Origin of the sequence: Pseudoalteromonas sp. TB25, assembly GCF_000497995.1 — a bacterium.
Taxonomy (GTDB): Bacteria; Pseudomonadota; Gammaproteobacteria; order Enterobacterales; family Alteromonadaceae; genus Pseudoalteromonas; species Pseudoalteromonas distincta.
Genome location: NZ_AUTI01000300.1, coordinates 1 through 13,065, shown reverse-complemented (window position 1 = coordinate 13,065; position 13,065 = coordinate 1). Strand labels below are relative to the sequence as shown.

Annotated in this window: 6 protein-coding genes; 4 read left to right on the top strand and 2 right to left on the bottom strand. The window is 38.8% G+C overall.

All coding sequences use genetic code 11. The features are described 5' to 3' along the window. A partial coding sequence (locus tag L652_RS0111000; protein WP_024603372.1) for an IS4 family transposase occupies positions 1–1,273 on the bottom strand: 1,273 nt, incomplete at its 3' end. Between the two features lie 139 nt (positions 1,274–1,412). Next, positions 1,413–3,080 (bottom strand): methyl-accepting chemotaxis protein, encoded by a 1,668-nt coding sequence (locus L652_RS0110995; protein WP_024597297.1) that lies wholly within the window; start codon positions 3,078–3,080, stop codon positions 1,413–1,415. 521 nt (positions 3,081–3,601) lie between these two features. On the opposite strand from L652_RS0110995, the gene L652_RS0110990 reads away from it, so the two are divergent. From L652_RS0110990 to L652_RS0110975, 4 genes are all read left to right on the top strand, one after another. Next, positions 3,602–6,307 (top strand): endo alpha-1,4 polygalactosaminidase, encoded by a 2,706-nt coding sequence (locus tag L652_RS0110990; protein ID WP_024597298.1) that lies wholly within the window; start codon positions 3,602–3,604, stop codon positions 6,305–6,307. Positions 6,308–6,612: 305 nt separating this feature from the next. Then, positions 6,613–9,321, top strand: a complete 2,709-nt coding sequence (locus L652_RS0110985) for an endo alpha-1,4 polygalactosaminidase (protein WP_024597299.1) — start codon at positions 6,613–6,615, stop codon at positions 9,319–9,321. Next, the gene (locus L652_RS0110980; RefSeq protein ID WP_024597300.1) at positions 9,321–12,608 is read left to right on the top strand and encodes a tetratricopeptide repeat protein; all 3,288 of its coding nucleotides are present in this window, start codon (positions 9,321–9,323) and stop codon (positions 12,606–12,608) included. The genes L652_RS0110985 and L652_RS0110980 overlap by 1 nt, the downstream gene beginning before the upstream one ends. 14 nt (positions 12,609–12,622) lie before the next feature. Next, a partial coding sequence (locus L652_RS0110975) for a hypothetical protein (protein ID WP_024603451.1) occupies positions 12,623–13,065 on the top strand: 443 nt, incomplete at its 3' end.

Sequence of the window (13,065 nt, the reverse complement as noted above, 5' to 3'; positions counted from 1 at the left end):
TGCGCTTGGTATCTTTCCAGCCTCCTAACTTTGCCAGTTCCTGATACGCCCATGACATATTTGGAGCAGTTTCAGGCAATGGTGTTTTTATTCTCTTTAACCACAATAACTTCCATGCTTTGGGAGATAACAGTTGTTCACAACTTGGAGAATCAGGCTGCTCATTGGTGAACTTTAGTTGCAATATTCGCGTCGCAATAAAGCCATTAATCGTCACCAATCTTTCCATGTTATCTTGGCTTTGAAGGCGTAAACTTTCGATATCCGTACCATCACTTTTCCAGACTTTATGGTATTCCTCTACAAGCCAACGGTGCTCATAGTAGGTGATGATAGCTAAGGCGTCTTCTTTGCTGGTGACTGGTTCACTGGTTAATAGGTGCCAGCTTAAGCCATTCTTAGCGTTTCCTCGCTCTGTACAGCCGACATAGTAAACTGGGAGGGAGTGTCCTTTCTTATTGTAAGGCGCTTTGAGTGTCACTGGCGCATAGGTGATATCCAGTGTTGCGCTTCGGGCTTTTCTTCCTCCTTTTTGTGCAATGTGGATGTGTTTGGTGCCTGCACTCATCAGCTCGCTTGCAAACGCATAGAGCTTATCCTCACCTTCTTCAATATGACGACTTTGCATCGAGCGTACGACGAATCGTTGCTGCTCGGTCAGTTTATACTGCAAGTATTCGTAGATGTCCGCTTCGCGGTCACACACCGATATCACGTTCGCCATTTGTCCTTGCAGCCGCTCTGCCATCGCTCGTGACGCTGACTCCCACTTGTAACTTTCTTTTTCTTCGTAAGAAGTCGTCGCGTGTTTTTCTCTTTTTCCAATCGTGTTGATATCACGACTCCAGCGAGACTGTTCAATTAATCCCACAACTTGCTTTGTGTCTGGCGCAAACAGTAATACGCTATGAGCTAACAAGCCTCGTTGTTTTGCTCCTCGTCCGACATGACCCAAATCATCTCGAATGGAGGAATGTTTATAAATTAGTGTGGTCGTGTCTTCTAATGCGAGCAACAAGTTATGACTTTTTGCTTGTTCAACCGTGGCTTTAAAGCCTGACTCTGCTATAGCCGTTGCGCCAATATTCTCGTTGCGAATAAAGCGGTAGGCACCTTCCATATCGCCGGGGGATTGAGTGATGTTTACAAGTGGTTTTCCTGGTTCATTTGCAAGCGTTGATGCTAACTTTACCAGACGCGCTGTTCTTCTTGGATCACCTAAGTCCGATTTACCGAATTGTTGTTTTGCCCAATGAGTATGTTCGTTAATCATAATGTGCCCTCAAACAAGATTTGAAGATCTGATCATGACATTGAGATTTAGTTCAAAAAAATCCCCGCTAATTTCTTAGCAGGGATTTGTGTATAAGAGACAGCTATTAGCGGCTTTTAGTGTAGGGCTTTAAGCTTTGTTAAATTTTAAATTGGCCAACTAAGTGTCCTAAGCTTTCACCACGCCCAGCTAAATGCTGACCAACTGAAGAGGTGGTTTTACTTGAAATAGTTAGCTCATTAACTATTTCTTGAATAGCAAATACATTACGGTTTATTTCTTCTGTAACGCTACTTTGCTCCAGCGCCGCTGTCGCAATTTGTGTGCTCATGTCGTTAATTGATCTAACTGAGCTTGTTACAGCGCCTAAACTTTCTGAAATAGCACGAGAGGATTCAACAGAGCGATTACAACTACTTTGGCTTGCTTGCATTGCTGCAACTGCATCTGATACTAAATTATGTAGCTCACTCAACATTTCACTAATCTCTAGGGTGCTAACTTGAGTACGACTTGCTAGGCTTCTTACTTCATCGGCTACAACTGCAAACCCTCTGCCTTGCTCACCTGCTCGCGCAGCTTCTATTGCAGCATTGAGTGCAAGTAAGTTTGTTTGCTCAGCAATTCCACCAATTACACTTAGTACGCTATTAATCTTTTTAGATTGATCACTGAGTGAATCAACCTGTTCAGCAGCTAGGTTAATTTCGCCCATTAAGTTTGAAACCTCACAGAGTGAAATATCAACACACTCTTGAGCTTTAGCAACTTCTTGCGTTGCCGCTTGAGTTGACTCTGCCACTTGGTTTGTATTTTGAGCCACCTCATGAGAAGTAGCCGACATTTCGGTAATAGCCGTTGCAACAAGGTCTGTTTCATGATTGTGATTAAGTAACTTGTCTTCAATTAATCGTGTTTGTGTATTTATGTCACCAGAAGCTGTTTTTACATCGTGTGTTACATCAACCACATTAGCAATAATGCCATGTAGCTTACTTACAAACATATTAAATGCTTCGCCAAGTTGACCTATTTCATCATTAGTATCAATGTCTAGACGCTTAGTTAAATCGCCCTCACCTTTTGCAATATCGTCAAGGCTTTGCGCCATGCGCTGTATTGGTTTTACCATTGTGTTTGCGGCAACTAACGCACATATAATTGTTAAAACAACCCAAAATAAAGCAATTAATAATAAGGTCATTACCTTATCATTCATGTGATCTTGCATTGTTGTTTGGTATTTAAGTAGCTCTGCGTCTATATCATCCATATATGCGCCAGTACCAATCATCCAGTTTGTGCCTGGTATCATTGCTGCATAGCCCATCTTTTCAACTAAGCCTGTGGTATTTGGTTTTTGAAAATGATAGTTAAAAGCGCCACCGCCTTTTCTAGCTTGCTCTAATAAGCCCACTATTATTTTTTTACCGTTAGGGTCAGTCATCCCTATTTTGTTTTGCCCTTCAATAGCATCACCTAGTAATGCATGAAAAACACTAATGCCATTGGTGTCGTATATAAAAAAGTAACCACCTTGGCCAAATGTTAAGTCTCTTAAAGCGTTTTTAGCATCTTGCTCAGAGCCATTTGCTAATTGATAGCGAACAATTTTGCTAGCAATTTCAATTTCGGTACTTAGTAACGTTTGCTTGTCACTTATTAACTTAGTTTGAAATGCTTCAAAATTTTGTTGCTGATTTTTATTCTCTAAATAATAAGAACTCAGCATTAAGCTGATCAAAAGTAGCATTAGCGGTAAAATAGCTAGTAACAGCAATTTGTTTTTCAAGCTTAAATTACTCATTTTTTCTCCGAGGTGAATAAAGGTGTGTGTGCAGCAACAACTAAAATCTAGCAAAACTAATATAGTTTGCAGATTTACTTATTTGCCCAAAATAACTTCGCTCATTTATATCGCTTTAAACTTATATTAAGAAAAGCATAGGTAAAATTAGGTAGGACCAAGTTAGTTAGAAGTCAGCTTAGCCATATTATAATCCCAACTCGGCATTTTAGACACCAATAACGCAGAGACCTTAGTCTTAATAAAAATAATTCATCCAACGTTTATCCATTATTTAAAACACTCTCTATAAATAATATCCACGTAGCCTTACTGCTTTTATTTAAGTTAATTAGTTTTAATTGCGGCGAGTTAGATTATTTGTAAGCGAGTATAAATATTGGCCTCAAGGTTAAATTAATATGTAGAGATTAATTTTTTATTAACATATAATAACCCTATCTTCCTAGTAACAAATAACCAGATAGATTAAAACATATTGTTTTGAGCCACTGTTATGAATTAATAAAAATGAATTACTAATGAAATATATTTTATACCTCGTGCTTTTAATCTCTAGTCAAGTATTTGCAAAGCCTGTAAATAATAGTATTGCATTTTACTATTCGTACCCGATGCCTCTAGCCGAAATGACTTTTTATTCTCGCGTTGTAGTTCAGCCCGAACACGTCACTGAGCACGAACTTAATTGGTTGAAACAACGTAATATTGCTGTTTATGCTTATTTAAGTGTTGGCGAGTCTTTTAATAGAAATAAGTCCTCACTTAGTATAAACCCCAACTGGAATAGCCATATTGCCGATTTAGCATCAGCACATTGGCAACAACATATTCAAAGGAGCACTGAGACATTAAAAGCACGTGGTTTTAGCGGCTTATTTTTAGATACTCTAGACAGCTATCAACTTTTAGATGACAAGCACAGTAAACCCGAACAACAAGCTGGATTAGTCACCATAATAAGCTCTCTATCTGAAACTTTTGATAAGCACCTTATTCTCAACCGGGGCTTTGAGTTATTGCCTAAACTCGCTGATTTAGCCAATGATTTAGTGGCGGAAGGTTTATATAGCCATTACAACCCAAACGACAATAGCTATAAACTGACCAACAAAAACGACCAAGATTGGCTAAGCGCACAATTAAAAAAAGCAAAAAACTTAGGCCTCAACGTCCAAATTATTGATTATGCAAAGCCCGATAACCGCCTCGCTATGGCACAAAAGATTATAGACGCAGGTTTTAATCCATGGGTGACAGATGGCCACTTGCAAACATGGGGTACATCATCGATAACACCTGTGCCTAGGCGAATATTAATCCCTTATAATAGCGATATTTCACCCTTAGTTAAAAAATCCGTTCATTCAAAGCTTGCTACAGTCATAGAATACTTAGGGTATATTCCTGATTATGTAGATGTAGCTAAAGAAAGTTTACCTAAAATAGATCCCAGTTTACATGCCGGCATTATTTCTTGGACTACTAGTAATATATTTTATAGTACTGAGATTATTAAATGGCTGGAAGGGGGTTTAAAAATAGTACCGGAGCTAATATTAGGGGAATTACCTCAATCAAATAAATTACTGATTAGTTTAGGCGTAGAAAATATAAATAATGCGCAACCTGGCCCTTATGAAGTTAAATACTTTGCCGATTGGCTAAGAGGTGAAACTACAAAAGCACCTGTAATTATCAGACCAAATTCCCTTAAGTTAACCTCAGACGCCACAGCGTTAATTAGCATTAGTTCAGCAAATGGTAAAATCCTAGCGCAAGGAAGTAAGACTAAACTAGGTGGCATAATAGTAGCCCCTTGGCTAATTGATAATTTACCACTGGAAGGCAGTAAATGGGTGATAGACCCTAAGAACTTGTTAACAAAAGTACTAAATTTACCCACAATATTAGCTCCTGATACAACGACTCTGAGCGGAAGGCGTATGTTAACTTTGCACATAGATGGCGATGGATTTAGTAGCGTTGCGCACTTCAAAGGTAAGCCATACAACTCAGAAGTTATTCGCGATGAAATAATAAAAAGGTACAAATTGCCATTAACATCCTCCATAATACAAGCAGACATAGAGCCTAACGGCTTACATCCAAAACAAAGTGAAGAACTTGAGCAAGTTGCAAGAGATATATTTAAACTACCTTATGTAGAGGTTGCATCACACACATACAGCCACCCTTACTTTTGGAAAGTGCTATCAGGGATACAAAACATAGATGAAGATGATACGAAATACGGACTTAATTTAAATATTCCTGGGTATCTCTCTGTCGATTTAGAAAAAGAAATTTCAGGGTCAATTCAATATATTAATGAACGACTGACGCCAAAGAATAAAAAAACAGTATTAATTCTATGGTCAGGCGATGCGGTTCCAGGACCAAAGGCTTTAGCCATAGCAAGAAAAGCTGGCGTGCTCAACGTGAATGGTGGTAATACTTCAGTAAAAGCTGATAACCCAACTCTTACAAATGTATCGCCAATTGGACGACCTGAAGGTGACTTGTTATACCAAATTTATGCACCCATTATTAACGAGAACGTATACACCAACTTGTGGCATGGGCCTTATTATGGTTTTAAGCGCCTAATCGAAACATTTGAAATTACAGAAAAACCATACAGATTAAAACCCTATAGTATTTACTTTCATTTTTATTCTGGTGAACTACCTGCTGGACTTGATGCCCTGAAATATAATATAGACTACGTACTTGCAAGACCGAATACGCCAGTACATTTAAGCCAGTATGCAAAAATAGCTAAAGACTTTTATTTTTCAGCTCTTGCTAAAAACAGCAATAACGAATGGGTTTTTAGCTCTCAAAGTATTCGAACATTACGTATTCCCAATGATTTTGATGTTCCTAATGTAGCTCAAAGTTCAGGAATATCCGGCGTCACTCAAAAGGGTAATTACATTCATATAACTGATGATTTAGCAAAGCTTAGCTTTGATCACAGCCAAGAAAACAATGTACCGTATTTAGCTTCAGCTAATGTCTCCATGGATAATTGGCAAGTGAATGGAGCTGTCAGTTTTAAAGCCTGGGTGCCTGCTAAAATTGATTTAGTTAATGGGCGTTCTTGTGAGTTTGTTTCTAATGATGGAAAGCGCTTTAAAGGTAAATCAAATGCTTATATCACACAGTTTAGTCTGCCAAAAGGTCAATTCTACGGTTACTTAAAATGTAAAAGAGCTGCTTGATGGTGAGTAATAAAAAACTAAGCTCTTATTGTAAGTAACATATTGATACATTCTTTTATCGTTTTTCTAAGTATAGGTTTGTAGGTTGCTCTTAATAACTCGAGTGGCAAACCAATGGGTTTTATTGTGGTGAGTTAATCAAACCAGCATGTTATTATACCCCTTGAGTATATGGTTGAATTAACATGTAGAAATTAATCTTCCATTAACATATAATAACCCTATATTACTAATACCAAATAGCTAGATAAATTGGACCGCATTACTTTGAGCCACAGTTATAAATTAATTGAAATGAATTACTAATGAAATATTTTTTATACCTAGTGCTTTTAATTTCTAGTCAAGTATTTGCAAAGCCTGTGAATAATAGTATTGCATTTTACTACTCAGCGCCGATGCCATTAGCCGAAATGACCTTTTATTCTCGCGTTGTAGTCCAGCCTGATCTTGTGACTGAGCACGAACTTAATTGGTTTAAACAGCGTAATATTGCTGTCTATGCTTATTTAAGTGTTGGTGAGTCGTTTATTGAAAGTAAGTCTTCACTCGCAGTTAACCCTAACTGGAATAGCCATATTGCCGATTTAGCATCAGCACATTGGCAACAACATATTAAAAGTAGCGCTGCGGCATTAAAAGCACGCGGCTTTAGCGGCTTATTTTTAGATACCCTAGATAGCTATCAGCTATTAGATGCTACACACAGTAAACCCGATCAACAAGCTGGGTTAGTCACCATAATAAGCTCACTATCTGAGACTTTTGATAAGCACCTTATCCTCAATCGGGGATTTGAGTTATTGCCTAAACTCGCTAATTTAGCAAGTGACTTAGTTGCTGAAGGTTTGTATAGCCACTTCAATCCAACCGACAATAGCTATAAAGTGACCAGCAAAAACGACCAAGATTGGCTAAGCGCACAATTAAAAACAGCACAAAGTTTAGGCCTCAACGTCCAAGTTATTGATTATGCAAAGCCCGGTAATCGCCTTACTATGGCACAAAATATTATAGACGCAGGTTTCAATCCGTGGGTGACCGACGGTCACTTGCAAACGTGGGGCACATCATCAATTACGCCGATCCCTAGGCGCATTTTAATCCCTTATAACAGTAACGTAAAACCACTCATATACACTACCGTACACTTAAAGCTTGCGACCATGATTGAGTATTTGGGGTACATACCTGATTACATAGATATGGCAAAACGCGACTTACCTTTGGTTGACCCTAGCTTACATGCCGGTATTATTTCGTGGACCTCAAGCGATGCATTTTACACCCCAACACTTACCAATTGGCTTGAAGCTAATTTAGGTGTTGTGCCAGAACTTATTTTAGGCGAGTTACCACAGTCAACTAAATTACTATTTAACATGGGTATTGAGTCGTTAAACACACTACCTGAAGGTCCATATAAACAAGATAGCTTTGCACCTTGGCTCAAAGGAGAATCCACAACACCTCCCCCTATCGTTAAACCATATTTACTAAAATTAGCAACTAATGCGACTCCTTTAATTACAATAAAATCAGCTGATAACACAATAATTGTACAAGCTGCTAAAACTAAATATGGTGCAGTAGTAGTTGCTCCTTGGCTAATTGATACATTTCCGATGGAAGGCAGCAAATGGGTTATTGATCCGCGTACATTGCTTACTCAAGCAATGGGGTTACCACCTATATTAGTGCCAGATACAACCACCGAAAGCGGCAGGCGAATGCTTACTTTGCATATCGATGGAGATGGATTTACAAGTATTGCCCACTACGCAGGTAAGCCTTATTCAGCAGAAGTAATTCGAGATGAAATAATTAAACACTACAAACTACCGTTAACGTCATCAGTGATCCAAGCTGATATTGAAGAAGGCGGTATTCATTCTAAACAAAGTGCCAAACTCGAAGGCATTGCGCGTAGTATTTTTAACCTGCCTTACGTAGAAGTTGCTTCACACACTTATAGTCATCCCTATTTTTGGACAGCACTATCTGGGCGAAAAAAAATAGATGAAGACGACACAGATTACGGTTTTCATCTAGACGTGCCTGGCTACAACACAATTAGCCTTAAAAAAGAAATTACCGACTCGATAAAGTACATTAATGACAAGCTCGCACCTAAAAATAAAAAAACAGTAATGATGCTATGGTCTGGTGATGCAACACCTGGCCCAAAAGCACTTGAACTTGCTCGTGACGCTGGTGTGTTAAATGTCAATGGCGGTAATACTGATGTAAATGCTGATAACCCAAGCCTTTCTCACATCTCCCCTATCGGTCGCCCTGAAAGAGATTTGCTGTATCAAATTTACGCCCCCATATTAAATGAAAATGTTTACACAAACTTATGGCATGGCCCTTATTACGGCTTTAGACGCTTAACCGAAACATTCGAAATAACAGAAAAGCCATATAGGTTAAAACCTTACACTATTTATTATCACTTTTATTCAGGTGAAGTTCTTGCGGGCTTAGACGCTCTAAAACACAACATTGATTATGTTTTAGCAAGGCCAAATACACCGGTGCATTTAAGCCACTATGCAAAAGTAGCAAAAGACTTTTACTTTTCTGCACTTGCTAAAAACAGTGATAATGAATGGTTATTTAGCTCAAAGTACATTCGCACTCTGCGCATATCTAGCGATTTTGATGTGCCAAACATAGCTCAAAGTGAAGGTGTATCTGGTGTAACTGAAAAAGGTGACTACATACATATTATAAATAACATAGCTCGCCTTAGCTTTGATCATAGCCAAAATAGTAAAAAACCTTATTTAGCATCTGCAAATGTTGTTATTGATAACTGGCAAGTTAACGGACCGGTTAGTTTTAAAGCATGGGTGCCCGCTTCACTTGATTTAATTAATGCACGTTCTTGCGAATTTGTATCTAATTTGGGTGAGCGCTTCAAAGGTATTAATCGGGGTAAAATAACACATTTTAAAATACCTACAGGTGACTTTTATGGTTACCTTAACTGCAACGGATCTGCTCTATAATGAATACTAAAAAGCGCCCTCAGTTAATTTCTATAAAAACAATATTAGCGATACTAGCTGTAAGTTGTTTTGCACTTTATGCGTTATTTCCCCATACCTTATTTTTTGAAGATGATGCACTTTCACAAGATTATACCTTTGAGAAATCTTACCTTAATGCAGCGCTCAATACAGAGCCCGACAACGAAAAGCTTCGCGCTAAATTGGTTGAGCTACATATAGGGCTTAGTGAGTATTCACAAGCCACTAACGAGCTTGAAAAGCTACCTAGAGGCGAGCGCAAAGCAACACTTGAAATAAAGTTGCTTTACTCATTATGGCTAGCAAGTGGTGCTAAAGTTGACGACCGCTTTGAAGAGCTATCATTAAAAATAGGAGCTCATAAAAATTGGAACGAACAAATACTGACAATTGCAAAAGCCGTTGGGTTAAACGCAAAAGTTGCTCAGTATTATCAAAAAAATAAACAGCCACTCCTTGCAGCCGATTACTGGTTAAGCGCAGGGGAACCTGACAAAGCATTCGCTATTTATAAAACAAATATAAATGCTGACATTGCAGCTAAAGCGATTGAAACTGCACTTGGTGCAAATAACCCGGCACAAGCTTATGCATGGTGGAAAACCTATGGCGACCAAGCCAATATTAAACGCACACTTTATTTGGCTAACTTAGCAGGCAATACGGAAGATGCAGCTCAAGCCATTGAAAGTTTATTAAAAGATGAGCCAAATAACACCGAGTACTTAACACAAGCGATGCACCTGCGTTTAGCAAATGCAAATGCAAAAGGGGCAGAGCAATTACTCGCAAAGTTATTACTACAGAGCCCAGGTGACAAAGAGCTACATTTATTAAATTGGAAGATAAAGCGCTGGCAAAACAAGCCTAAAGAAGCACTTCGAGAGTTTAAATGGCTAATGTCTAACAAAGCCGTAACCCCTGCGATGCTTACCGATAGTATTAACGATGCCACCACTCTATATTTATACCAAGATGCTAATGATATATACGAATATAAAGCCCAAAATAGAAATCTAAAAGGAAATGGCTTTGCTAATTGGATGCAAGCTAACGAATTTATTGGTAACACAAAGCAAGAGTTAAATAATATTGAACGCTTTGAGCAAATAAATGGTAAAAGTGCGTTATCACAATATTGGAAAGCAAAAGTACTTCACGATACTGGTAATTTAAAAGCATTAAGAGCTTTGTGGCCTACATATAAAGGGCCTAAAAATGAAGAAGATTTACTTTGGATTGCCCGCGCATTTTGGCTAGAAGATGACTTTTCTACAGCTCTGCAAGTACTAAAAAACAAACATGAAAGTTCTGACGATGAGTTTTGGAGTGCCAATGTAGACATGGCAATGCGAGTCCAAGACAAAGCTCATGAGCTATATGCATTAGAGCAGTTACAACAAATAAGCCCTTTAAGCGTAGGCGACATGCTGCACTACCAACAATTGCGCTTTGAAGGTAGGCCTCAGGAGCTTCTTGATTATTTATGGAAAAGTGAGTCGCAAACTGACCGTCAATTGATTCAAATTGCATTATTAAGCACACAAGTAAATGATGCTAAATCAGTTGCACGTATTCATGCTGAACTTGATAAACAACGATATAATAAAGCTCTCTATCCTGCTTGGTTAATTCTTTCTAATTGGTATCAAAACCAAAGTGATTTAAATTCAGCTTATACAACTTTAAACCGCGCTGCTAAATTAAGCGAATATGACTCTGATGTTGTGCTTGCACAAGGTTGGTTAGCGCTGCAAATGCATGACACTGTAATGATTGGCCGCATTTTAACGCGCTATTCTCAAAGCGACACTTCCTATGCGTGGACGCAGCTCTTAGCTAGCCTATCTATTTATGAAAAATCATATAATAGTGCTTACTTTTATTTGCGTAAATTGGCCATTGCAGAGCCAAGTGACTTAACAACACTGGTTAACTTAGCCGATGTAATGAAACAACTTGGATATTATGCAAATGCTGCTGAACTTAATCACTATTTACTGCAACACTTACCTAAAGATAAATATGCATACAGAGGCTTAATGTTCCGCTGGGCGGGCGCGATGGCTGTTCCTCATTTAATGCAATTAAACACAATGGAAGAACTTGCCCCCGACACTATTGGTGAGCCCCAAACAAACTGGTGGTTAGCACGCCGAGCTGCACAAAAATTAGAGCCATGGCAAAAGCTACAACTTTATATGACCAACGGCGAGTTTAATAAAGCGAAACAGCTTATAGCTGAAGGTTCACTAAGCAAATTAGATGAACTAAACGCCCTACTCTATTTAAAACAACCCTATGCCACCATGCAACGTTGGTACGAAGAACTCACTGGCGAGGCAAATGAATCGCAATTGAGTTTACTCAGGAATGCACGCTCATCCTATTTTAGAGCGCTTGAAATAAACCTATCACCAGAGGCTGGTTTAAACAGTAGCCAGTACGATGTAAACGTTTATTTTCCTTATGCTAATGGGCAATGGAAATTAAGTTTAAGTAATCAGCAAAACCTTGATAACAACGGATTACTGTTTGCGATAGAAGATAAAATGACCTTTGGTCGTTGGTATTTTGATGCAAAAATAGATTCGCACCAAGGCAGCTTAATTAGCCGCCAAGGTCTTAGCTTAGACTCTCGTTATCAATGGGATTCACGAACACAGGTAGGTTTAAAGCTTGAATATAATGTTGAAAACCGCCAATCAGAAGCACTACTTAGCTATGCTCAGCTAGATAAAGCCACGGCCTATGTTAACTACAATATTGATGGTAGACAAAACGTACAGCTATCAGCAGCAGCGATGTCTTTTTCTCGAAGAAGCGATGGCAGCTCACTAATAAACGGCCAAGAATATAATGCTCGTTACCAATACAGCATTTTAAAAGACCGCCCAATTTGGAACGCTTATTTTAGTGCGCAATGGCAAGACTTTGAACGTGTTAATGCATTAATAAATACAGATGCAAGCAGAAGACCGCTAAGAGTTGACCTTCAACCATTTAGACGTTTTGCACTAGGGACTTCATTTGCTTCAACTGGCTCATTAGAACCTCCTTATTTAGGCGCAAGCCCTTCGTGGTTATTTGATATAAGTACTGGCTATCAAACACTTAACGATACAGTAGATGTATCAGTTTCAAGTGGCGCAGGTTGGTCTGTACTGGGCGATGATTTATTTAAATTACAGCTGGGTTACCAAAGTAGTAATAAAGTGGGTAACTCAGATACACAATTACAATTAGGTTATTACGTACATTTTTAATGTTAGGAGAGAGTATGTTTCGTTTAATTATACCGTGTTTGGTATTACTATTATCAGCATGTACCACCAGCAGAGTTGCTGATGATATAGAGCTTAGCCCTTCAAAAACAGTGGCACTAATGCCGCTTGTTAATCATGCTCAAACACCGCTTGCCGGTGAGCGTGCTGAAGATATTTTAGCCAGTATTTGGCAACAAAATAAATTACCAACTCTTATACGTGCACCTCGCGTAAACACCAAAGAGCTTCCACCGCTGGATGATCAATACCGTTTAGACAATGCTATGCAATGGTTAAGCACTCAACAAGCTGACTATGTACTAACAGGCAGCATTGAAGAGTGGCGCTACAAAGCAGGGCTTGATGGCGAACCTGTTGTTGCACTTACATTATCACTCACCGTAAATGGACAAACCACACCAGTTTGGACGGGTACTATTGCTAAAAGTGGCTGGGG

Excerpts from the sequence above, each read along its gene's own strand:
- L652_RS0110980 (WP_024597300.1), top strand. The coding sequence starts at position 9,321 with ATGAATACTAAAAAGCGCCCTCAGTTAATTTCTATAAAAACAATATTA.
- L652_RS0110990 (WP_024597298.1), top strand. The coding sequence starts at position 3,602 with ATGAAATATATTTTATACCTCGTGCTTTTAATCTCTAGTCAAGTATTT.
- L652_RS0110995 (WP_024597297.1), bottom strand. The coding sequence starts at position 3,080 with ATGAGTAATTTAAGCTTGAAAAACAAATTGCTGTTACTAGCTATTTTA.
- L652_RS0110985 (WP_024597299.1), top strand. The coding sequence starts at position 6,613 with ATGAAATATTTTTTATACCTAGTGCTTTTAATTTCTAGTCAAGTATTT.